We start from the raw sequence: 23003 nt of genomic DNA on the forward strand, positions 1-23003 counted from the left end.
CAAAAACAAAACAAGGGAGTAGCCCGCCGGGGGCGAACTACTCCCTGTTTCAGGAAGCGACCTTACTTGTCCTTCACTTCTTCAAATTCAGCGTCAACAACGTCATCGTCGTTGTTTTTGCTGGAAGAGGAAGCACCGGCGTCAGCGCCGCCTGCCGCTTGCTCGGCCTGAGCCTGCTCAGCGTACAGTTTCTGGGCCAGAGTACCGGACGCTTCGGTCAGCGCGTTGGTCTTGGCTTCGATATCATCCTTGTCATCACCTTTCAGGGCTTCTTCCAGATCAGTGATGGCTTTTTCGATGGCTTCTTTTTCTTCAGCAGTGGCTTTGTCACCTGCTTCTTCCAGAGTCTTCTTGGTTGCGTGGATCATGCCGTCGGCAGTGTTACGCACCTGGATCATCTCTTCGAACTTCTTGTCCGCTTCAGCGTTGGCTTCAGCGTCCTGAACCATCTTCTCGATTTCGTCATCGCTCAGACCGGAAGAGGCCTTGATCACGATGGACTGTTCCTTGCCAGTCGCCTTGTCTTTGGCGCTAACGTTCAGAATACCGTTGGCGTCGATGTCAAAGGTAACTTCAATTTGTGGCACACCACGTGGTGCTGGCGGAATGTCGGCCAGGTCGAAACGACCCAGCGACTTGTTCTGTGCCGCTTGCTTACGCTCACCCTGAACAACGTGAATGGTCACGGCAGTCTGGTTGTCGTCAGCAGTAGAGAACACCTGAGACTTCTTGGTCGGGATGGTGGTGTTCTTCTCGATCAGAGGAGTCGCCACGCCACCCATGGTTTCAATACCCAGCGTCAGCGGGGTAACGTCCAGCAGCAGTACGTCTTTCACGTCACCGGACAGAACCGCACCTTGAATCGCAGCACCAACGGCAACGGCTTCGTCAGGGTTCACGTCTTTACGTGGCTCTTTGCCGAAGAAGTCAGCAACGCTCTTCTGTACCAGTGGCATACGGGTCTGACCACCCACCAGAATCACTTCGTCGATTTCAGAAGCAGACAGGCCAGCGTCTTTCAGAGCCATTTTGCATGGTTCCAGGGAACGGCTAACCAGCTCTTCTACCAGGCTTTCCAGCTTGGCGCGAGTTACTTTTACGTTCAGGTGCTTGGGACCGGTTGCGTCTGCAGTGATGTACGGCAGGTTCACGTCGGTCTGGCTGCTGGAAGACAGCTCAACCTTGGCTTTTTCAGCCGCTTCTTTCAGACGCTGCAGAGCCAGTGGGTCGTTGTGCAGATCGATGCCGGATTCTTTCTTGAATTCTTCCGCCAGGTATTCGATCAGACGCATGTCGAAGTCTTCACCACCCAGGAAGGTGTCACCGTTGGTGGCCAGAACTTCAAACTGCTTCTCGCCGTCAACGTCTGCCACTTCAATGATGGAGATATCGAACGTACCACCACCCAGGTCGTATACAGCAACAGTGCGGTCGCCGCCTTCTTTATCGATACCGTAGGCCAGTGCCGCAGCGGTTGGCTCGTTGATGATACGTTTTACGTCCAGACCAGCGATTTTACCGGCGTCTTTGGTGGCCTGACGCTGAGCATCGTTGAAGTAAGCAGGAACGGTAATAACCGCTTCAGTTACTTTTTCGCCCAGGTAGTCTTCAGCAGTCTTCTTCATTTTCTTCAGAATTTCTGCGGAAACCTGTGGCGGCGCCATCTTGTTGCCTTTCACTTCAACCCATGCATCGCCGTTGTCGGCTTTAACGATGTTGTAAGGCACCATTTTGATGTCTTTCTGAACCACGTCGTCTTCAAAACGACGGCCGATCAGACGCTTGACAGCAAACAGGGTGTTGGTTGGGTTGGTTACCGCCTGACGCTTGGCAGACTGACCTACCAGAGTTTCATCATCGGTGTAACCAATGATGGAAGGAGTAGTACGATCGCCTTCTGCGTTCTCGATAACCTTGGTTTTTTCACCGTCCAGGATGGCCACACAAGAGTTGGTGGTACCGAGGTCAATACCAATAATCTTACCCATGATAAATCTCTCCAAACTTGGGCAGCCCTTGCTGCCTGCATAATCTTGATTTCGGTGGCAACCCGTTCTGAATCACTCTGCCGGGTTGTCGTTGTCTCATGTCTTCTATCTGGGCCCGAAACATTTTGTTTCAAGAGCCGACGGTAAATTTTTTTAACAAATTTACCGTCTGTTCACGCCATCCAATCAGGCGTTTTCATCGATGGCCGGGCCACCTTTGCTGACCACAACCATGGCAGGACGCAGCAAACGACCGTGCAGGGTATAACCCTTCTGCATCACATCAATAACGGTGTTTGGCGCAGTGCCTGGTACTTCAATCATGGTCATTGCCTGATGCAATTCCGGATTGAAGGTTTCACCCTGTGGGTTAACGGTTTCAACACTGAACTTGGACAGTGCGCTGGTGAAACCGCTCAGGGTCATTTCAATGCCTTCACGAATCGCTTTGGTGGCGTCTTCTTCTGGCGCTGCGGCCAAACCGCGCTCCAAATTGTCGACCACGTTCAGCATTTCATTGGCAAATTTCTCAAGACCAAACTTGTGGGCTTTTTCAACGTCCATTTCGGCACGACGACGAACGTTCTGCATCTCTGCCTGAACACGCAACACCTGCTCTTTCAGCTCAGCGATTTCAGCCTGTGCCGCTTCCAGCTGGCTTTCCAGTTCATTGCCCTGCTCAACGACGTCTTCCTGGGTTTCTACCGTCGCTTCTGCTTGCTGCTCTTCCGCAGCCTGAACTGCTTCTTCCTGAACCTTTTGCTCTTCAGACATGAATGTTTCCTCTCTCGAAAATCTGCACTGGAGCCTATATGGGGCTGCCAAATCGGGATTCAAGGGCAAAATGGAACAGGTTTTTTCAAATTGATCATTTTTTGAGTTGACAGATCAAACCACTGTATATAAAAACACTGTATATCCATTCAGATACGGAGCCCGTTATGCTCGCTCATCTGTCAATTCATCAGTTCGCTCTGGTTGAACACCTGGAGCTGGAATTTTCCAAAGGCATGGCCGTGATCACCGGCGAAACCGGTGCAGGCAAATCCATTTTGCTGGATGCGCTTGGCCTCACCCTGGGGCAACGGGCCGAAGGCGGCATGGTGCGCAAAGGTGCAGATAAAGCCGAAGTATGCGCCAGCTTCCTGCCAACGCCGAATGCCCGTGCCTGGCTCAAGAGCCGCGACCTGCCCGATGAAGAAGACCAGATTCTGCTTCGCCGAGTGATCTCTGCCGAAGGACGCTCCCGTGGCTACATCAATGGCCGCCCGGCATCCGCCGCCGATCTGAAAGACGTGGCTCAGCATCTGATAGAAGTACATTCCCAGCACGCTCACCAGCGCCTGCTGGAAAAAGACACACCCCGACAAATTCTGGATGCCTACGCCGGTCTCAAGCCACTGGCCAAACAGGTAGCCGAGCTGTATTCCAACTGGCAAACGAGCCGCAAACGGCTGCTGCGCCTGCAGGAAGAAAGCAGTGAAATTCAGGCTCAGCGACAGCTATTAAGCTATCAGGTAGAAGAGCTGCGGGAACTGGCGCTGGGTGAGCAAGAACTGGATGAACTGGAGCTGGAGCACAAGCGACTGGCCAACGCCGAATCCATGTTGCTGGACGGCCAAAACGCCCTCGCCGCCACCAACGGTGGTGACCATAGCGACAACGGCGCAGCCCAGCTTGCCTACATGGCACTGCAACAGCTCGAACGCATCGACGATGAACACCCAAGCCTGGCCGAAGCCCGTGACCTGATGCAGCAAGCCAACATCCTGCTGGAAGAAGCTGGCAGTTCGTTGAACCGCTATCTGGAACAGGTCGATATCAACCCGCACCGACTGCAACAGGTGGAACAACGTCTGAGTGACATTTTCAGCATGGCGCGCAAGCACCAGATTCAGCCGGAGCGACTGTACGAGCACTGGCAAGAACAGGAAGCCGCATTGGCCGAACTGAATCTGTCAGACGATGACCTGGAACAGCTGGTCGCCGATGTAAAACAGCTGGAGCTGGACTACCGGGCTGAAGCCGAGCAACTGAGCCTGCAACGTCAGCACGCAGCACAGTCGATGGATGCCGACATCAGCAGTCATTTTGAAGCCATGTCGCTGGGGCGGGCGATTTTTGAAACTCGCGTAGAAACCTTGCCAGACAACGAGCACAACAAGCACGGCATCGATCACATTCAGTTCATGGTACAAACCAACCCCGGCATGCCATCAGGGCCGCTTGGCAAAGTCGCTTCTGGCGGTGAATTGTCACGCATCAGTTTGGCGATTCAGGTAGTTACAGCGGCAACCAGTGATATTTCCTGCATGATCTTTGACGAAGTGGATGTTGGTATTGGCGGTGGCACTGCCGAGCGCGTTGGACGCCTGATGCGCACACTGGGTGATCGAGGCCAAGTAATGTGTGTCACTCACCAGCCGCAAGTGGCATCCCAGGCCCACCAGCACTTTATGGTGAGCAAAATTGCTGGCGATGAGCACACCCACACCCGCATTCAGGAACTGAACGGCGACCAACGCATACGCGAAGTTGCTCGCATGCTGGGTGGTGTCGACATCACCCGCAGCACCCTTTCACACGCCAAGGAAATGCTCTCCCTGGCGAAACAACAGGCAGCGGTTTGAGCTTCACTCCCCCCGAAGCTTAAACCAACGCAGAAACAAAAACGGCGCCTTAACAGGCGCCGTTTTTGTTTGAGTCTGCAAGCAATGCCCCAGGGCAACCCACTTACTTCTTCTTACGGATGTACAGCACCAGCGAGTGGTCAACCAGCTCGTAGCCATGCTGCTCTGCAATTTCGTGTTGCAGACGCTCGATTTCCTGATTAGTGAACTCAATGACAGTACCGTCATCTACATCCACCATGTGGTCGTGGTGATCACCGCGGTCCAGTTCGAATACAGAGTGGCCGCCATCAAAGTTGTGACGGGTAACCAGACCTGCGCTTTCGAATTGGGTCAGAACCCGATAAACCGTAGCCAGACCAACGTCTTCGCCTGCGTCAATCAGGGAACGGTATACATCTTCCGCGCTCAGGTGGGCTTCCGGATTGTTCTCCAGAATGCTCAGGATTTTGATACGCGGCAGAGTGACCTTAAGTCCCGCCTTGCGCAGCTCTACGTTTTGATCGGACATTGCAACCCTCGAATATTTCACAGCAAGTTGATTCTTCAGTTATCATCCACCGCCACTGCCCAAAAGCAAACCACCGGACGAGACAACAGCTGAATGATACGTGCGACAATTCTGACTTTTTTACTAGGTATTGCAACCCTTTCAGGCTGCGTTTTCCCCGGCGTTTACAAGCTTGATGTTCAACAAGGTAACATCGTTACCCAGGACATGCTGGATAAGCTGCAACCCGGCATGACCCAGGACCAGGTTGAATTCGTGATGGGCACCCCGGTGCTGAAAAACAGCATGGAAGCCAACCGTTGGGACTACCTGTACACCCTGGAACAAGACGATGAGATAACCAACCGCTACCTCATCAAGGTGTATTTCGATGCCAACAATCGCTTCGACCATTACAGCGGCAGCTTGCCAACCAACGCGGTTGACGAAAAAGACGCGCTGGATGCCTTACCGAAAGAAGAAACCAACCTGAACACAGTGCCTGCCGACATGGTTGAATAACTCATTAAATCACCAGCATCGCTCACAGCAGTTGTCTGCTGTGAGCCTGATCGTGATGAATAGGCTCCGTGCTAAAAAAACACAAACAAAAAGCCCGTACTGTGAACAGTACGGGCTTTTTTGATACTGCGTTTCAGAACCTTCAGCGTCAATCCTTGGTTTTGGCCGCCCGGTTGGCACGAGCCTGCTTCGGATCGATCAGCAACGGACGGTAAATCTCAATGCGATCGCCATCGTTGACGGCATCGCCCAGATTACGCACCGCCTTACCGAAAATACCCATCTTGGCATTTTCAACATCCAGATCCGGAAATTCACGGGTGATTCCGGACAGCTTGGCCGCTTCCAGAATGGTCGTGCCTTCCGGCACCGTTACGCTGAGGATACGCTGCTTTTCCGGCAAGGCGTACGCCACTTCAACGGTAATCTGCTCAGCCATAAATTTCCTTCGCGCGTTTTACAAATGAATCAACCATCATATTGGCTACCTGCTTGAACACGGCACTGAGGGCCATGCCGGTTATCTTGTTCGCCACTTCAAATTCCATGTCCAGGGATACCTTGCATGCATCGTCAGACAGTTTTTGAAAGTGCCAAACGCCGTGAAAACGGGTAAACGGGCCGTCCAACAGCTCCATTTCCATCTTCTCGGGATGCACCAAACGGTTATGCGTACTAAAGCTCTGATTAATCCCGGCCTTCGAGATCGTCAGCGTGGCTTTGATAAAATCATCGCCCTCATCAATCACTTCCGTTTTCTTGCAGCCATCCAGAAACTCAGGATAGCGACGCACATCATTTACCAGATCAAACATTTGCTCGGCACTGTGCATTACCAGCGCACTGCGTGTAATGGTGGTCATGATACCTCGTTGCTTGGCCAAAACAGCACCAGCGCCCGAAGGCGCTGACGCATGCATCTAACGTTGGCTGATCACGCGGATCAGAAGATGCCCAGACCTTTAATGAAGATGTAACCCACAGCCAGTGGAGAAACAAACTTCAGCATGAAGATCCACAGGCTGAACAGTACAGGAGACTGCACACGGGCTTCATGAGCGATGGTTTCCTTGCGAACAAACCAGCCAACAAATACAGCAATCAGGATACCACCGAGCGGCAGCATGATGTTAGACGTCAGGAAGTCCAGGCTGTCAAAGAAGGTTTTGCCGAACAGGGTGAAGTCGCTTGCCACATTGAAAGAAACAACAGTACCCAGACCCAGCAGCCAGGAGAAACCACACACAGCAGTGGTTGCAACCAAACGGGAATGACCCTTTTCAACAGCCCAGGCAATGGCTGGCTCGGCGATGGAAATCGCAGAACTCCATGCGGCAATCGCTACCAGAACGAAGAACACAGTACCGATCAGATCACCCAGTGGCAGACCCGCGAAAGCAATTGGCAGAGTCTGGAACATCAGACCCGGACCAGCACCTGGCTCCAGACCGTTGGAGAACACCACCGAGAAAATCACGATACCGGCAACCAGAGCCACCAGCGTATCCAGGATCCCCACGGTCAGAACGGTTTTACCCAGAGAAGCCTGCTTCGGCATGTACGAGCCGTACGCCATGATGGCGCCCATGCCCAGAGACAGAGTAAAGAAGGAGTGACCCAAAGCCACCACCACGCTCTCGCCAGACAGCTTGCTGAAATCAACACTGAACAGGAACGACAGTGCTTCACCAAAGCCAGGAGTGGTCAGCGCGTAGCCCAACAGCAGAACCAGCATGATGAACAACAAAGGCATCAGCATACGCAAGCTGTTTTCCAGACCCTTGTGAACACCACGAACCAGCACCACGCCAACCAGCACAGTAAAGATGGTATGCAATACCGTCAGCTGAACCGGGTCGCCCAGCAGGCCACCAAATTGCTCACCCGCTACATCGGCATTGGCACCGTCAAAAACGCCAGTCGCCATTTTAACGATGTACGACAGAGTCCAACCGGCAATCACACTGTAGAAAGACAGAATAAAGAAACCTGCCAGTGCGCCCATCCAACCGATGGAACGGAAGAACACCGGAGCATTTTCAGACTGCGTAATGTTACGCATGGTATTGATTGGGCTCATGCGGCCCTTACGGCCCAACATGACTTCCGCCATCATCACCGGAATACCGGCACACAAAATACACGCCAGATACACCAGCACAAACGCTCCACCGCCATTTTCGCCGGTGATATAAGGGAACTTCCAGATGTTACCGAGTCCAACTGCCGAACCGGTAGCAGCCAATACAAAAGTCCAACGGCTTGCCCACACTCCATGCATACCGGTTTTGTCAGAATTCATGTTATTCTACTCCGCTTTACGAATCGCGCTATTGTCAAAGATTTGTCATTTAGCCTCAACCCAATGTCGACCCAGTTTTGAACCTTTTCGCGCTAACGCGGAAAGAAACTGTGCGATATCATGCCGGCAAGCCCGAATTTCAGTTAGTGCCCTATGAGTGCCAAGAAAAAACCAAAAGCATCCAGCCCGACCATCGCCCTCAACAAAAAGGCGCGACATGACTACTTCCTGGAAGACAAGCTGGAAGTCGGATTGGAGTTGCAAGGCTGGGAAGTAAAATCCATGCGTGAAGGCAAATGCCAGCTGGTTGACTCGTTTGTCGAGTTTCACCGTGGCGAAGCCTGGCTTCACGGAGCCCTGATCACACCATTGAATCAGGCATCGACCCATGTTGTGTGCGAACCTCGTCGAGAGCGCAAGCTGCTGATGCACCGCAAGGAAATCGAACGCCTGCAACAAAAAGTGCAAGCCAAAGGCTACACCTGCGTGTGCACCGCCATTTACTGGAAAGGCCACATGATCAAAGGCGAAATCGCCCTCGCCAAAGGTAAGCAGATGCACGACAAGCGCAACAGCAGCAAAGACCGCGACTGGGCGAAACAGAAAGAACGCATCATGAAGCACTCCGTGCGCTGATTCGTAACTCTTATTGTAAAAACAAATAAAAACAGGGGCTTGGCAAACGTACTGAATGTGCTTTACCATTCCCCTCTTGCTCGAGAAAGCCAAACTTTCTGGTTCCACAACAGGAACTTTTGCAGTAAAGCAGCCTCGTAGCATGACTGGCGTCAGTTAGCAGCCAGTAACACGGTTCTGGGGATGATCCGGATTCGACGTTGATTACAAAGCTAGCGGTGCATGTCGAGAGGGTAAGACGATCTCGTAAATAAACGTCCTACAAAGTTATAGTCGCAAACGACGAAAACTACGCACTGGCAGCCTAATAACCCTGCCTACCTCCGAACTCAGGTGCCTATGACTGGGGGACGAGGGCTGAGCCCCATAGGATCGCCTGGATGTTTCGCTCGGAACTGAACGGCTAAAACCTGATCGAGCTCGCTGGTCATGCCCTGTCACTCGGGTCGTGCCTGGCTAAATCAATAGAGATGACTAAGCATGTAGATCTTCTAGTGGAGGATTGGCGGACGCGGGTTCAACTCCCGCCATCTCCACCATATTCCACGAAAGCCCAGGTGATTCGTTCACTTGGGCTTTTTTGTGCCTGAGAGTTGAGGTTGCAGAAGTTGCAAGGCTTGTAGAGGGTAGGCTCACGGTACAAGACAACAAATATTAGGCTTTATTAAACCGTCCGTGAAAACGGGGTAGAACCCTATCTGGCGTTAGTCGATGAAACCGGGCGTATTATTCGCTCCAACAAACGCGGAGCGATTGACGACAAGCTCGCACTAATCCTGCGTCGCATCGGGCTGGACGACCAGCAATGGCTGAGCATGACCCAGCAGTTTGAAAGCTGTTTCAGCACCTTTGTGGGCAATGAAGCCGACGTTCGGCAGGTCTGTGAACAGCTGGGCTACAAGCGACCAACCGGAGTAACCCAAGCCAAACGCTTATTGGCTGGCTAGATCACTCCATTCCCTGCTCCGCCACATCATCAGATCTATCAGCTCAAAACCTGTGGCAAACACTCGCCCCTGTGGTAGCGATATCAGCTCAAAGCCGCCGTGAAACACGCTGTATCACCAGCCCTCAAACAACGACAACGAGCAATGCTGAAAGTCGAGCAAATTCCTCAGTGAGCACGAGGATGCTGAGTTTGGAGTGGGTGTCCTGTTTGGGAGTTCTGAACCTGACGGCGGGACGTACACACAGAAGGGCGCGAAGTTTTCCATTCAGTGGTTCAAAAAAACCCTGTATTCGACGGGGCTGCTGGATCGGATGTCAGAAAAGGAAGGGCCTCGAATTAACACTGTACAGGCTGACTGCCATTGGCGTATCCTTTAATTAAACCAAGTAGTTTAATTAATGCGATGGAAGACATTCTATTCAGTCAGTTTGATATTCAGCAGCGTCAGCAGCCACTCAAGCGCCGCCGTGGGCGTCCGTCGAAAGACAGTCAGAGCAGCGACGAAACCCGACGCTTATTGATATCCAGCGGTATCGACATTCTCACAGCACAAGGTTTTAGCGCCACCGGCCTCGAACAGCTGTTACAGCATGTGGGGATACCCAAAGGCTCTTTTTATCATCTGTTTAAAAGTAAGGAAGCCTACGTGTTGGCGGTCGTGGAAGCCTATGATCAGGCGTTCTGTCGATTGCTCGTCAGTTGTTTTGGTAGCGACGACCGTACACCGTTGCAACAGCTGGATCTGTTTGTTGAAAAAGCCGTGGCGTGGATTGATCACCACGAATATCGCCGCGGCTGCATCATTGGCAATCTCGGCCAGGAAGTCAGCCAGTTACCCGACAGCCTGCGCGCGCCCATACAACGGGCGTTCGAGGGCTGGGAAAAACAGTTTGCCGAATGCTTAGGCCGCGCCCGCGCTGCCGGGCAAATAAGCGCCAGCGAAACAGACGCCGAACTTGCCCACCTGTTCTGGATTGGCTGGGAAGGGGCGGTGATGCGCTCCCGGCTGGATCAGTCGAACAAGGCACTGCAGGACTGGTATCGCTGGTTTCGTAAAGGGCTGGGAGCCTGAAGTTCTGTGCCTGAAAAGCTCTTTGCCACAAGACCTTTCTTCCAGAAAAAATGAACACCAAACTCCGCCATGCGGAGTTTTTTTAACACTTTAATTACACGATCGGTCTAATAAAACCGAACCACAAAACGACCCGGAGACACCCCATGTTCAAAGCAATTCAAGTCAACAAAGACGACAGCGGCTACCACGCTGAACTGGTACAACTGAACGAAAGCGAGCTACCAGAAGGCGACGTACGTGTACGCGTGGAATACTCCACCCTCAACTACAAAGACGCCATGGCCCTCACCGGTCGGGTATTCCCGATTGTGCAGACATTCCCGCTGGTGCCGGGCATCGACCTCGCGGGAGTAGTGGAAGAAAGTAGCAGCGACCGTTTCAAAAAAGGCGATCGCGTACTACTCAACGGCTACGGCGTGGGTGAAGCCCACTGGGGCGGCATGGCCGAACTGGCACAGGTGAAAAGCGAATGGCTGGTGCCCGTGCCAGCCGCACTCAGCACCCACGACACCATGGTGATTGGTACTGCCGGATACACCGCCATGCTCAGCGTGCAGGCACTGCAGGATCAGGGCGTGACCCCGGATCAGGGCGACATTCTGGTCACCGGAGCCAACGGCGGCGTCGGCAGTTTTGCCATCAGCCTGCTCAGCAAACTCGGCTACCGCGTGGTCGCCTCCACCGGCCGCCCGCAAGAAAGCGGCTACCTCAAGCGTCTGGGGGCTGCCGACATCATTCACCGTGACGAACTGAGTCAGCCGGGCGAGCCGATGCAAGCCGAACGCTGGGCCGGTGCCGTAGACTGTGTAGGCTCCCACACCTTGATGAACGCACTGGCCAGCACCCGCTATGGCGGCGCTGTCACCGCCTGCGGACTGGCCCAGGGACTCGACCTGCCGGGCAACCTGATGCCGTTCATTCTGCGCAGCGTCAAACTGATTGGCATCGACTGCGTTACCCGTCCATACGCCGACCGCCTGCAAGCCTGGAGCCGTCTGGCCGAGCTGGTAACCCCGGATATGCTTGGCGAAATTAGCCGCGAAATCTCCCTCTAAAGCGCTGTTGATACTGCGAACGACCTACTCGACGGCAAAATTCGAGGTCGTGTGATCGTCAATCTGAACGGCTGACGGCAACAACACAGCCTCTACGGAGGCTGCCTTTGCTGAAGAAGGATTTGCAGGGGGGATTAGCCAAGGCCGTCATGTAACCCTCCCCAAAAACTGAGCCATTCATAACTGGAGATTTTCCGGGATAATCAACGCACTAAGGAGATCGTCTCATGCGTAAATCCCGCTTCACTGAAAGCCAGATCATCACCATCCTCAAAGCCGTCGAAGCCGGTCGAACCGTGAAGGACGTATGCCGTGAACACGGCGTATCCGAAGCCACGTATTACAACTGGAAAAGCAAATACAGCGGTATGGAAGCTTCCGACGTCAAGCGGATGAAAGACATGGAGTCCGAGCTTTCCCAGCTCAAACGCCTGTACGCTGACCTGGCCCTGGAAAACCGAGCGCTCAAGGATGTGATCGAAAAAAAGCTCTGACACCCGCAGAGAAGCGCTTATTGGTCGATGCCCTGAAAGGCGAGCATCAACTCAGCGAACGTCGCAGTTGCCGAGCGTTGAATATCGCCCGAAGCGCCTATCACTACAGTCCCGATCCGCATCGGGATGATGCTGTCATTGAGGCTTTGCAAAGTGTCTCGGAGAGGTACCCGAGATATGGCTTCCGCAAACTCTTCGTGAAGTTGCGAAAGCTCGGGCATCCGTGGAATCACAAACGGGTGTATCGGATCTATTGCCAGCTCAAGCTGAACCTGCGACGCAAAGGCAAGCAGCGGTTGCCGAACCGGTATCCGCAACCACTGGCTGTGCCTGAAGCCGAGAATCGTAGTTGGTCGATGGATTTTATGAGTGATGCGCTCAAATGCGGACGGCGATTCAGGACGTTCAACGTCGTCGATGACTTCAATCGTGAAATACTCGGGATTGAAATCGATTTGAATCTACCTTCCAGACGAGTCATCCGTACACTGGATAGAATCGCAGAATGGCGAGGCTATCCTGCTCAGATCCGTATGGATAATGGGCCTGAATTTACAGCACTGGTGTTAGCGGAATGGGCTGAAGAGCATGGCGTGAAATTGGAGTTTATCAAACCGGGGAAGCCGACCCAGAATGGCTACGTAGAACGGTTCAACCGAACTTACAGAACGGAAATACTGGATTATTATCTCTTCAGCGATCTGGACGAAGCCAGAGACATTACCAGTCGCTGGATGAGGGAGTACAACGAAGAACGACCACACGAATCACTCGGGGATCTGACACCAAGCGAGTATCGTGAACAAACAAACACCCCGGAAAACCTCTAATAAAGAGTGGTACTAATCAGGGGAGGGTTACACTGCGAACGGAGGAATCAGCCCTCGCGCCGCAGAAGAAAAACTTAAAACCGTGTCCGGAATCAGTTGACCACTACAGAACTTAAAGTGGGTGTCCTGTTTGTTGCCGTCCTGTCAGTGCTCCAAAATCACTTCAACGCGACTATCGCCATCATATTTCCAAGCCTTAATATTTCCCATAAAATCACTCAGGCTTTTCCACTCAGCAATAACCTCAGGCTCCCCCTCGATAACATAGAATATCAAAGAAACGTTACCATCATCATTTTTAAACGCAAAGTAATTACCACCTCGATCACAAGCAAATGGAATTAGGCTACTAGGATTAATATCATTTGGCACAGAGTATTTATCTAATTCTTCATGACTGGACAACACTTCATCAAAACTGAAGAATTCATGTATAACGACACGTCCTTCACCATTGTCAAAATCAACGCTATAGAAAACATCTTCTAACGAGTCAGAGAGATTCCAATCCCATGCAGGAAAATTCGTACCAAAACACGAACTAACATAATTTGCTATCTCTTCATTCATATATCACCAACTTTTGAACGTGTATGAATTACCAGTCGAAGATTTATACTGGGAAACACCACCATTGTGAGGTATACCTTTATGGGCCTCTCGTTTAACCAGCTGCATAGTGCCTTTATTGGTAGCAGGATCATAATCATCTAAATGATGCCAAACGTACCCACTAGGAGTAGACTTTTGATCTAGAGCTGCTCTACTAGCGTTTTCGAAATCAGTCAAATAGTCTCCAGAATACTCAATTTCAACGATAGGATTAACGCCTTCTTTTTCAAATAAGGCGTTACTATCGGAATAATCTAGACCACCGTTGTCTGTAACCTTAACACCAGAAAACCCTCGTTCTTTAAGCCTCTGAACAGAAACTGTATCTACGGTTTCTTTACACACCAACCCCCACGGATCAACCCATCCCACCGGGTTCGGCACATACAGGTAGTTGTTGTTGCCACCCAATAACCCAATCGGGTCCTGGTTGATAAACTGGCCGCACTCGGGATCGTAATAACGGAAGCGGTTGTAGTGCAAGCCGCTTTCTTCGTCGAAGTATTGGCCCTGGAACCTCAGGTTGTTTTCGACTTTTCGAATGGGTGCCAATGCCAACGAGCCGTAGGCCTTGTATTGGGCGGTCCAGACCAGTTCGCCGCTGGCGTTGGTGATTTCCTGTGGTGTGCCGAGGTGATCCAGATGGTAGTGATGGATTTCTTCGTGCTGAACAAAGGCTAATGGTTTGAAGCTGTTGGGTTCAAACACGTAGTAGCGGGTTGGCTGGAGGTCGCCTGATCTTCCCGACTCAACGGCGTTTGGATCTTCGGCCGATACATCCAACGCCTGTTCGGTCAGCAGGACGTCGTCGTTCCAGTAGAACTCGGTGCCGCCGGTGGTTTGGTCGTTGGCGTTTTTGTGGATTTTACGGATACGGCGGCCGAGGGCGTCGTATTGGTATTCGGTTCGAGTCAGGTGGTTGCGGTTTTCACTGGCATTTGGGCTGGCAGCGTTTTCCTGTTCGATTCCGATTAAGCGGTTCTGATGATCGTAGCGGTAACGGGTGATCTGCTTGCCGTCTTTGCCTCGGCGTTGTTCAACACGGTTGCCCTGGGCGTCGTAGGTGTAGTGTCGGTCGCCCTGGAAGTTTAGGCGGTTACCCGTGACCTGCGGGGTTTTATTGCCCGAGTTTGTTGTCGCTGTACTGGCATCTACATCGTCTTTTGTTCCCAGCAGGTTACCGGCCGGGTCGTGTACAAACTGCTCCGGCTGCGGGCCTTTTACCTGTACCAGTCGGTCGATGTTGTCGTAGTGGTACTGAGTGCTGCCGCGCAGTTGGTCGTCGATCTGGCTGATTTGGCCAGCGGCGTTGTAGTGGTATTTACGCTGGTTGATCACCCTGTCTTGTTGGCCACGGTGGTTGCTCAGCGTTTGTTCTAACAAGCGCCCTTGCGGGTCGAAGCTGTTCTGTTGCGACAGGCCGTTACCAAACAACCGTGCCTGTTCGCCGCCGGACTCATCGTGAACAAAGCCGGTAATCAGTTCGTTATTCCAGTGAACGGATTCGGTTTGTCCGGCTGGGTTGAAGCTGTGGCGGATTTCATCGCCACTTGGCAGTCGAGTGCTGCTGCGCATGCCTGCTGGAGTGTAGGCATGGGTCAGTTCGTGCTGATCTTGCAGCGCTTTGATGACCTGGCCCGCCGGGTTGTACTGCCAGCTGAGTTCCCGATGCGGGTTGTTGGCTTGCAGTAAACGACCGGCCGGGTCGTAGCGGTAGTTGGCGAGGTACTGGTAGCTTGACTGGCCGTTGTCGGTTTCGAGTTTTTTGCGACAGCAGTTTGCCTTCGGCGTCACGGCGGTAGCCGATGCGTTTTTGCACCATGCTATTGGTGCCGATTGGACCCAGCTCTTCACTGGCAACCAGATGACCGGCAGCGTTGTATTCATAACGCTGAACACGGCCGTCGAAACCGATTTCTTCGATCAGGCGTTCGTTGCCGTCGTACTTCAGCTGATATTGCTCACCGTTTTCGTTGGTGAGGCCAATCAGGTTGCGTTCGGCGTCGTAGTGGTAGTCGAACGACTGTCCGCTGGCGTCGGAGCGTTTTACCACCTGCGACAGCTTGTCGTACTGGTATCGGGTGGTGCGGCCGGTGTGGTCTGTTACTCCCGCCAGATGCCCCAGCGGGCTGTATTCATAACGGGCGCGACTGCCGTCGCTGTTCAGTACCGCGATGCACTGACCAGCGTCGTTGTATTCAAACGCCTGGTATTGCTGGTTGGGGTAACGAACACGGGTGAGCTGACCGCGTTCGTTGTAGGTGTAACGAGTATGGGAACCCAGTGGGTTGCGAACGGCCGTTACCCGGTGGTGATGGTCCCACAGGTAGCTGGTTTTGTTGCCGTTGGCGTCGGTGATGCCTGCCAGCAGTCCCGCAGGGTTGTAGTCGAACCGAGTGGTTGTGCCAGTGGGGGCGGTGGTACTGATCAAACGGCCAGAACGATCGTAACTACGCTTCCATACCGCACCGGTTGGGTCCGTCGCTTCCAGCATTTGGCCCGCGTCGTTGACCTTGAATTTCTGGCTATGCCCCAGTTTGTTGGTGTGACGAATCAGGTGGCCGTTGTGGTTGTACTGGAATAATTCAACATTGCCTGCTGGATCGATCAGTTTGATCAGGTTGCCGTCGCGGTCGTATTCGTAGAAGGTTTCATCGCCTTCTGGCTGTCGAATCCATACCGGCAAACCACTGTCGTTGAAACGGTAAGACAGTCGGCCACCACGGGAGTCGGTGGCGTGGCTGAGTCAGGCAGGCTCTATCAGATAGATAGAGCCTGGATAAGAAAATGCTTAGTCAAATTTTGGTCGTAAAGATTCGCGAATTTCTTTCAAGTTACCAGGGCCAATCGACCAGCGCGTTGGATCATCGAATTCGAAATCAATTTTTATACGACCTGATTCCTTCTCTACCTGAATTAGCATTTGCTTCACCAAACGCCCACTGTCTCTCGCTATAGATTCTTGCAATTTACGACAGTTATTTGAGAACTGCTTACGATTATTTGTTTTCACCGTACATGGCTCGTAGTCGGAAGCACGGTAGAGAAATCCGCTCTGAGCAAAATGCCCTTCACTAATATCAACAACCACCGAAACCAGATCCCAGTCTATAGAGGATAAATTACTCTCCTCAAGAACATCACGGCAGATATCCATGACAACTTCATTATTCATTACTTTCCCCTATATTTAGAAATATCGGCTTTGGGCATACGATCAAATTCCTGCCCTGCTATATTATCGAATTCATGAGAACGTTCAAAAACCTTTCGTCCAGAGCTTGGGTCATAAACTTCATAATCAGCGAATACTGTATCAGGTCGCGCAGCCCCTGGAGGGTCCAATTCGACTTTTAACCTCACTTCAAAACCTTCAGATGTCCAGTCCGCCCATTCGTTCTCCATTTTTTTGTAGGCGCTACGATTCAGGTTTGAGTTTTGAGGGAACAGGTTTTTCTCTCCCTGATCTGCCATAAATCGATGACCAACCATGTGCCCACCGTCATCATCGGACAGTCGGGCCTCTCCACCAACAGAGCCTTGAAGTTCTTTTTCTGCACTAGACCTGGCTACTGAAGATGTTTCTTTTAGCGTCGCTTCAACAGATATGGGAAGACCATTCTCATCAACGGTCCAAGTAGCTTCGTTGTTTCCAAAGTTTTCTTTGATAGTCCTATGACTAGGCCTGCTGTCTCTTACACCTTCTTTTTTATCTTTACGGCTCTCTGGATAAATCCTCACTTCTTCAACCACGTCATCCGCTTTCATCTCGGCCTTACGCATCAACCTCGCCATGTCGCACATAAGGTCGATCATTTCGAGCGTGAAAGGGCCGATTCGGGAAAGTTTCGCAGCTTTTACCGCACCAGCAGAGAATGCCTTGCCTGCTTTGGCTGATACCTTTGCTAACGTACTACCACCACCACTGGCCAATGCCAGAAGCACCTCAACACCCACCTCTAGCACCAATCGGGTTGGAACCGTTCGACTGTCACGGAACGGAAGGCTTTCGTAGCGTGCATCAAGGTAGTCGGTCAGAAGCTGACGGGTCAGCGGGTCGTTCATCATCAGATTGAAGAGATCCAGCCCCTGCTGAATTTTTGCGGCCACTGTTTCGGCACTCTTCATCCAGCCATCGACCTTGATACCAATAGCTTCGAGGTCTTTTCGAGCGGCTTCCTGATTGCCCTTGAGATAATTGGCAAACGCACGTTGAGCGAGCATCTTGACCTGTGCACGAGCCACAACAACTTCGGCCGTCACTTCTATGGCAAAGATCAATAAATCAAGGATTCCGACGATCGTATCGTAAGCAAAGTCGACAACCTCTGCCCCACTATCAACGGCTTCGACCAATTCACGATGAATTGCGTTCTTGTCCCAATGCAGCTTGTCGGCTTTGTCTTTGCCGATCCAGAATTCTTCCAGATCTTTTGCAAACTTATCGGCGAGTTGCGCTCTAAGCGCATTGACGGGTGAGCTTTCAGTAGATTCGTATCCTGTAGCATCGCTGAAAATAGTATCGTTCCGGTTAGACATACGACGCGCAGTCTGCTCATCCAACTTGAATGCCCGCAACTCTCCGGACATGATCAATTCACGCAGGTCATTCTGTGTGGAACCAAAAAGCCAATGGGTTTCTATTTCTCTGCCAGAGAGCCGATAGAGATCGAGAACCTGACCATCGTCGAGTTCTTCAAGCAACCAGTCCAGTTCTGTTGAAAAGCTGAAGATGGATGGGTCACCAGCAAAGCCCTGGCGCTTGAACAATAGAAACGTTGAAGGCTGAAAATCCTGTGCCGCAAAGATCCAGAACTCTTCCCCTAACTGAAACCCCAGCAAGGAAGGATGAGCGACAGGCACCACAGTGGCAGACATTACGCCACCTCCTGAAAATATTCAGAAGCCGGTACGACTGCGTTTTTCATAGATCTGGTTCTCATTTTGACATCCATATCGGCCACTGTTTTTCCTTTTTATGACGTAAAACACAAAAATATTATTTTTGTGAAACGCGCATAATCTCACCTTAAAATTTCGTATGGGGATTTTTGTTTCAGGTCATCTTCAAGTCAAACCGTAAATAGTGACTCCATTCTCGATTTCATAAATCCAGACAATAAAACAAAAATTAAATCGGTATTATTACGTCGTTAAAAATCCAGAATTATTTGACTTGGTTCACATATTCACCTGATCAGCGGTTTGGTTAACGAATGATTCCGAAAACCAAAAATCACCCTGAAGGCCCCATGGATACAGGGCCAATAAATAGAAAGGAGCCGACATGGCAAGCTTGCAAACCCAGGATAAACGCCTTTTCCGTATCGAAACCACCCTGGGGTCAGGGGTTTTGGTTGCCGATAACATGGAATGTCAGTTTTCCATGTCGCGAGGATTTACATTTAAGGTCAATGTATTTTCGGAACAAAATCACAGTTTAAAACCAGAAGACATAGTAGGTACGTCCGCCACTATTGAATTGATTAAAAGCGATGACAGCAAACGCTATTTCAATGGACTGGTTTCAGAATTATCAGCCAAAGGCACCAGTAATGCGGGCGAACGCAGCCTGTATCAACTGACCATTACTTCCTGGTTGGAATTGCTACTGGCTCACCGCTCCGATTGTCGTATTTTTCAGGACGAGCCGGTCGACAAGGTCATCAACACCATCTTTGCGGACTACGGCGACAACGCCAAATTCAAGGTCGATCTGGCCAACAGCCACAGCAACAAGCGCTTCTGGGTGCAGTACAACGAAACCGACCTGGAGTTTTTCAAGCGTATTTGCCAACAGTCGGGCCTGACCTTCTACTTCACCCACAAAAATGGCCAGCACACGTTGAACATCACCGACGATGCCAACTCATTGCCCGCCATGAGCCCGGCCAAGGTGCGAGTGCAGTCACACACCCCATCTGTCGACCATCTGACCTATTGGCAGAACAGCGGCCGTTTTGTGACCGGCAAGTACAGCGAAACCTCGTACAACTACATGACGCCGCAGCAAAAAGTAGAAGTGAAGTCCAATGCCGCTGGCAGCATGGCGGGCGCCACCGGCGTTATGGATCTGGAGTCGTACGTATACTCCGACACCATCGAAACCAAGGGCGATGGCAAGCTGCGTGTCAGTGCCCGTCGAGATAACGAAACCAATCGCTCGTCCATTTTCCATGGCGGCGGCGACTGCCGTGGCCTCGATCTTGGTCATCACTTCAGTGTCGAGCTGGCCCCAGTGGGCGGCATTATTGGTGCCTTTGAACAAAAGGACGAAGAGTTCACCCTCACCCGTATGGTGATCAGCGCCGACAACAACCGTGGCCTATTCAACTGCCGGGCAGAAGCCGTGCCACGCGGCACACTGATTTTCCCGGATGCTGCGGCACCCAAAATTCAGGGGTTGCAAACCGCCGTTGTCACCGGCCCCAAAGGTGAAGAAATCCACACAGACGAATACGGCCGTATCAAGGTGCAATTCCACTGGGACCGGCTGGGCAAATCTGATCAGGAAAGCACCTGCTGGCTGCGTGTCATGCAGGGCTTTGCTGGCAGCGAGTTCGGTGCCTATTTCTTGCCACGGGTAGGCCAGGAAGTGGTGGTCGCGTTTGAAAACGGCAACCCCGAACGCCCGTTCGCTTTGGGCTCGCTGTACCACACCGAACACAAACCACCTTACTCCGCCCAAATGGGCACCCGTTCGGGCATTCGTACCCGTTCGATGAAAGGCGGCGGTGTAGACAACTGCAACGAGCTGTACTTTGAAGACAAAAAGGGCGAGGAAGAGGTCTATTTTCAGGCTGAAAAAGACCACAACGGTCTGGTAAAGAACGATCAGACCTTCACCATTCAGCATGACCAAACCCTGACCATTCAGAACGATCAGAAAATCGATATTACCAACAAACACACCGAAACCGTGGGTGCGGATAGCTCACTGGATATCGGTGGCAATCAGTCGGTCAGTGTTGGTGGCGATGGCAAGCAAAAGTTTGGTGGCAACCTGCAACTGGAAGCCGGTGGTAGCATCACCATCAAGGCTGGCAGTAGCATCACACTGCAAGTGGGCGGTTCCAAAATCACCATCGACGGCGGCCAGGTAGCAATCAAGGCTGGCGCCATTATGCTGAACTGATCGGGAGGATCGAACATGGGAAAACCCGCTGCCCGACTGGGCGATATCGCTTCCAACCACGGGCCATGGCCGCCAACACCGATTTTGATGGGCAGTGGCAATGTGCTTATTAACAAACTGCCCGCCGCCCGACAGGGGGATATGGTGTTGCTGCACGTGATTCCTTTTAACCCACCACACCCGCGCAGCATTTCTGCAGGTTCCGGCTCTGTGATGATCAATGGAATGCCCGCGGCTCGTGTCGGCGATGCAATTTCATGTGGCGGCAAAGTCGCCATGGGCTCGGGGAACGTGATCATTGGCGGCTGATCATCACCATCATCATCACGATGAAGACGACAACGCGCCGCAAGCGCCGGGCACCATTGAAACCCTGCGCTACCTGGCCGTTCGCGATCACCTGAATCAGGCAATGGGCGAACAAATCGTCTTGCTCGCCGATCCGGATGCCGTCTGCAATCAGCTCAATGCCAAGGCCGACGAGTTGGAAAGCCTGCCCGAAGCAGAGCGGGAAGCGTTGGCACCTATTGCCATTGCGCAGGTATTTGCCCAGGCTGGTTTCGGCGAAGACCCACAGCGTGCCAACAGCAGTGATGGCCCCGTCGCACCAACCTCTGGTGCTGCCAATGTGCTACCACAGAATATTTCTCCCGAAGACGTTCCCGCCACACTGGAAGCCTCTCAAACCGGAGTCTACGGCTATGTGCCTGGCCCGGATTCCCGTTTTCACAGCAGCCGTTATCAAGTGGACTGGACCAATGCCCAGCAAGTCGAATGGGTACGTCACCAGCGCTTGCTGTATCTGCAAACGCTGGCATCGAGGCAGCAGTGGCTGGAGCAGCAGGGATTTGATTCAGAAGCAACGGGGGCAGATGTTGAGCAGGGCTACCTCAATATTGATCTAACGAGCGCTTCAGGCAGCGAATCGGATAACGAACATCCGAATTCACTGAGTCACTCGCTGCATCATCCAATAGCACCACGGAGTGCCCTGTACCCCACAGCGGCGGACTACCAGCAGTTTTTGCTACGACGGGATATCGAGCTGGATTTGCTGACTGGCTTGGCTGAAGTTGTCTGAAGCCCTTGTGAACAAGAAGCAGCCGTTTTGAAAAAGGACATCCAATGATTCTGGCCAGACCATTCAATCGTTGCGGCACTGGAGTCGAGTTCGACCCCATGACCGGGTTTTGGCAGCCCGTCGAGCAATCCCAATCCGCAACAGAAGCACAGCCAGACGTTAGCGGCTGCCTGTTTGCCTTACCCCATCAGATCTGCGCGATTTACCGACAAGACCAGCAACTGGTGTTGCAAATCAACCATCGTATCTGGCATTTGAACAGCAGCGACTGTGCGGTGAAGTATCTGCACTGCGTCAGCTCAGGCACCACCACTTTCACCATTGCAGACACTATCAGCAGCAAAGACATTACCTACACGGCCTGGTGGCAACAGTTCGGGTTGTCACGCCCGGGCCAACCAGAGGAAGACGAGCAAAACGACTTCTTCGCCTACGTAGCGGAAGTGGCCAACAACGCCGAGCTGCAACAGAGCTTACTGACTCATTGGAAATAAAGGCACTTGGCGGCATGTTATTCCGCTGCCGCCTAACGGCCGTCACACATCCACAATAATGCTGCTGAAGTTATCCGGCGCGCCCCGGCGCAAGGCATCGTAGACCAGTCGGTTGTTGATCTGGTCGATGTCTTCGTGCCATTGGCGCAGGGTGTTTTCCAACTGCTGGTCGGTTATGACCTTGTTGATGCCATCCGTGCATAAGTAGAAACGGTCGCCTTCGTAGAGGTAGCCGTTAACGTAATCAATAAAAGGCTCGGGGTCGATGCCAATGCCGTGCAGCAGGCCGCCTTCGTCAGCGTGGTCGCGGCTGAGCATTTGCAGGCGGTCGTCGCGCAGCAGGTAGCAGCGGCTGTCGCCGGTCCAGAAGCAGTGAAAGTGCTCCCCTTCCAACACCAGCGCCACGAAAGTGGTGCCGACGATGCCGTCTTCGCTTTGCCATTTCGAGAAGTCGTACACTTCGCGGTTGGCGCTTTCTACGGCGCTGGCCAAGTGCTCGACCAAACTGGCACCGCTGTGAGTTCGGGCCGCCTGCTGCAAGTGAGTAACCACACACTGGCTGGCATAGTCACCTGCTTCATGGCCACCCATGCCGTCGGCCACTACCCATAAGCCGGATTCCGGGGCCACCAGAATGCTGTCTTCGTTGCGCGCCCGTACCAGGCCTTCATGGGTCACACCCGTGGACGCAATGCCACCTTCGATCATCA

22 protein-coding genes, 1 other RNA gene and 1 pseudogene are annotated in these 23003 nt (G+C 52.4%); 12 read left to right on the forward strand and 12 right to left on the reverse strand.

The window, feature by feature from the left end:
• Positions 1 to 62 precede the first annotated feature (62 nt).
• Together dnaK and grpE are read right to left on the reverse strand one after the other, a co-directional pair.
• Entirely contained in the window at positions 63 to 1988 is a 1926-nt protein-coding gene (gene dnaK, locus ACXADJ_RS11200; RefSeq protein ID WP_475065872.1) for a molecular chaperone DnaK, read from the reverse strand.
• Positions 1989 to 2174: 186 nt separating this feature from the next.
• Entirely contained in the window at positions 2175 to 2762 is a 588-nt protein-coding gene (gene grpE, locus ACXADJ_RS11205) for a nucleotide exchange factor GrpE (RefSeq protein ID WP_475065874.1), read from the reverse strand.
• A 167-nt stretch (positions 2763 to 2929) separates the two neighbouring features.
• Between grpE and recN the strand changes: the two genes are divergently transcribed.
• Positions 2930 to 4618 (forward strand): DNA repair protein RecN, encoded by a 1689-nt coding sequence (recN, locus tag ACXADJ_RS11210; RefSeq protein ID WP_028294846.1) that lies wholly within the window; start codon positions 2930 to 2932, stop codon positions 4616 to 4618.
• 103 nt (positions 4619 to 4721) lie between these two features.
• Here the strand turns inward: recN and fur are convergent, their stop codons facing one another.
• Positions 4722 to 5129: a ferric iron uptake transcriptional regulator gene (fur, locus tag ACXADJ_RS11215; RefSeq protein ID WP_028294847.1), complete on the reverse strand. Its 408-nt coding sequence runs from the start codon at positions 5127 to 5129 to the stop codon at positions 4722 to 4724.
• Between the two features lie 93 nt (positions 5130 to 5222).
• On the opposite strand from fur, the gene ACXADJ_RS11220 reads away from it, so the two are divergent.
• A complete protein-coding gene (locus ACXADJ_RS11220) occupies positions 5223 to 5630 on the forward strand; it encodes an outer membrane protein assembly factor BamE (protein WP_475065877.1) in 408 nt (135 codons plus the stop codon).
• Between the two features lie 148 nt (positions 5631 to 5778).
• On the opposite strand, the gene ACXADJ_RS11225 is transcribed toward ACXADJ_RS11220, so the two are convergent.
• From ACXADJ_RS11225 to ACXADJ_RS11235, 3 genes are all read right to left on the reverse strand, one after another.
• The gene (locus ACXADJ_RS11225) at positions 5779 to 6069 is read right to left on the reverse strand and encodes an RnfH family protein (protein WP_028294848.1); all 291 of its coding nucleotides are present in this window, start codon (positions 6067 to 6069) and stop codon (positions 5779 to 5781) included.
• Entirely contained in the window at positions 6062 to 6493 is a 432-nt protein-coding gene (locus ACXADJ_RS11230; RefSeq protein ID WP_028294849.1) for a type II toxin-antitoxin system RatA family toxin, read from the reverse strand. Before ACXADJ_RS11230 ends, ACXADJ_RS11225 begins: the two co-directional genes overlap by 8 nt.
• A gap of 80 nt (positions 6494 to 6573) precedes the next feature.
• Positions 6574 to 7932 carry a sodium-dependent transporter gene (locus ACXADJ_RS11235; protein ID WP_475065879.1) on the reverse strand — a complete coding sequence of 453 codons (1359 nt, stop codon included), beginning with the start codon at positions 7930 to 7932 and terminating at the stop codon, positions 6574 to 6576.
• Positions 7933 to 8085: 153 nt separating this feature from the next.
• On the opposite strand from ACXADJ_RS11235, the gene smpB reads away from it, so the two are divergent.
• The 6 genes from smpB to ACXADJ_RS11265 all read left to right on the forward strand — a co-directional run bounded on the left by smpB (position 8086) and on the right by ACXADJ_RS11265 (position 12971).
• The gene (smpB, locus tag ACXADJ_RS11240; RefSeq protein ID WP_028294851.1) at positions 8086 to 8568 is read left to right on the forward strand and encodes an SsrA-binding protein SmpB; all 483 of its coding nucleotides are present in this window, start codon (positions 8086 to 8088) and stop codon (positions 8566 to 8568) included.
• Positions 8569 to 8747: 179 nt separating this feature from the next.
• Positions 8748 to 9107: a transfer-messenger RNA gene (gene ssrA, locus ACXADJ_RS11245) on the forward strand.
• A gap of 276 nt (positions 9108 to 9383) precedes the next feature.
• A complete protein-coding gene (locus ACXADJ_RS11250; protein WP_475065880.1) occupies positions 9384 to 9515 on the forward strand; it encodes a hypothetical protein in 132 nt (43 codons plus the stop codon).
• A gap of 405 nt (positions 9516 to 9920) precedes the next feature.
• Complete coding sequence (locus tag ACXADJ_RS11255; RefSeq protein ID WP_475065882.1) at positions 9921 to 10589, forward strand: TetR/AcrR family transcriptional regulator; 669 nt, start codon at positions 9921 to 9923, stop codon at positions 10587 to 10589.
• A gap of 146 nt (positions 10590 to 10735) precedes the next feature.
• Positions 10736 to 11647 carry an acrylyl-CoA reductase (NADPH) gene (gene acuI, locus ACXADJ_RS11260; protein ID WP_475065884.1) on the forward strand — a complete coding sequence of 304 codons (912 nt, stop codon included), beginning with the start codon at positions 10736 to 10738 and terminating at the stop codon, positions 11645 to 11647.
• Between the two features lie 227 nt (positions 11648 to 11874).
• Positions 11875 to 12971, forward strand: a protein-coding gene (locus tag ACXADJ_RS11265) for an IS3 family transposase (protein ID WP_475065886.1) whose coding sequence is annotated in 2 segments (ribosomal slippage) — positions 11875 to 12136 and positions 12136 to 12971 — 1098 coding nt in all. Because the reading frame shifts where the segments join, the coding sequence is not laid out codon by codon here.
• 144 nt (positions 12972 to 13115) lie between these two features.
• Here the strand turns inward: ACXADJ_RS11265 and ACXADJ_RS11270 are convergent.
• The 5 genes and pseudogenes from ACXADJ_RS11270 to ACXADJ_RS11290 form a co-directional block, all read right to left on the reverse strand.
• A complete protein-coding gene (locus ACXADJ_RS11270) occupies positions 13116 to 13541 on the reverse strand; it encodes an SMI1/KNR4 family protein (RefSeq protein WP_475065888.1) in 426 nt (141 codons plus the stop codon).
• 3 nt (positions 13542 to 13544) lie between these two features.
• Positions 13545 to 15377: an RHS repeat-associated core domain-containing protein gene (locus ACXADJ_RS11275; RefSeq protein WP_475065890.1), complete on the reverse strand. Its 1833-nt coding sequence runs from the start codon at positions 15375 to 15377 to the stop codon at positions 13545 to 13547.
• Between the two features lie 67 nt (positions 15378 to 15444).
• Positions 15445 to 16299: pseudogene (locus tag ACXADJ_RS11280) on the reverse strand (RHS repeat-associated core domain-containing protein); the annotation flags it as partial.
• 75 nt (positions 16300 to 16374) lie between these two features.
• Complete coding sequence (locus ACXADJ_RS11285) at positions 16375 to 16758, reverse strand: hypothetical protein (protein ID WP_475065892.1); 384 nt, start codon at positions 16756 to 16758, stop codon at positions 16375 to 16377.
• Positions 16758 to 18461 carry a DNA/RNA non-specific endonuclease gene (locus tag ACXADJ_RS11290; RefSeq protein WP_475065894.1) on the reverse strand — a complete coding sequence of 568 codons (1704 nt, stop codon included), beginning with the start codon at positions 18459 to 18461 and terminating at the stop codon, positions 16758 to 16760. Before ACXADJ_RS11290 ends, ACXADJ_RS11285 begins: the two co-directional genes overlap by 1 nt.
• A gap of 409 nt (positions 18462 to 18870) precedes the next feature.
• Here ACXADJ_RS11290 and ACXADJ_RS11295 point away from each other — a divergent pair, with 409 nt between their 5' ends.
• From ACXADJ_RS11295 to ACXADJ_RS11310, 4 genes are read left to right on the forward strand one after another with little or no spacing between them, the layout of a single operon-like run.
• Complete coding sequence (locus tag ACXADJ_RS11295) at positions 18871 to 20718, forward strand: type VI secretion system Vgr family protein (RefSeq protein ID WP_475065897.1); 1848 nt, start codon at positions 18871 to 18873, stop codon at positions 20716 to 20718.
• Between the two features lie 15 nt (positions 20719 to 20733).
• Positions 20734 to 21027, forward strand: coding sequence for a PAAR domain-containing protein (locus ACXADJ_RS11300; protein WP_475065900.1), 294 nt, complete (start codon positions 20734 to 20736; stop codon positions 21025 to 21027).
• Positions 21017 to 21799 carry a hypothetical protein gene (locus ACXADJ_RS11305; RefSeq protein ID WP_475065902.1) on the forward strand — a complete coding sequence of 261 codons (783 nt, stop codon included), beginning with the start codon at positions 21017 to 21019 and terminating at the stop codon, positions 21797 to 21799. Before ACXADJ_RS11300 ends, ACXADJ_RS11305 begins: the two co-directional genes overlap by 11 nt.
• A gap of 44 nt (positions 21800 to 21843) precedes the next feature.
• Positions 21844 to 22293, forward strand: a complete 450-nt coding sequence (locus ACXADJ_RS11310; RefSeq protein WP_475065904.1) for a hypothetical protein — start codon at positions 21844 to 21846, stop codon at positions 22291 to 22293.
• A gap of 42 nt (positions 22294 to 22335) precedes the next feature.
• Here ACXADJ_RS11310 and ACXADJ_RS11315 read toward each other — a convergent pair whose 3' ends face one another.
• Positions 22336 to 23001 carry a PP2C family protein-serine/threonine phosphatase gene (locus tag ACXADJ_RS11315; protein WP_036537469.1) on the reverse strand — a complete coding sequence of 222 codons (666 nt, stop codon included), beginning with the start codon at positions 22999 to 23001 and terminating at the stop codon, positions 22336 to 22338.
• Positions 23002 to 23003: the final 2 nt, after the last annotated feature.

The sequence above is a fragment of the Oceanobacter sp. ABM4_470 genome, from assembly GCF_056158645.1.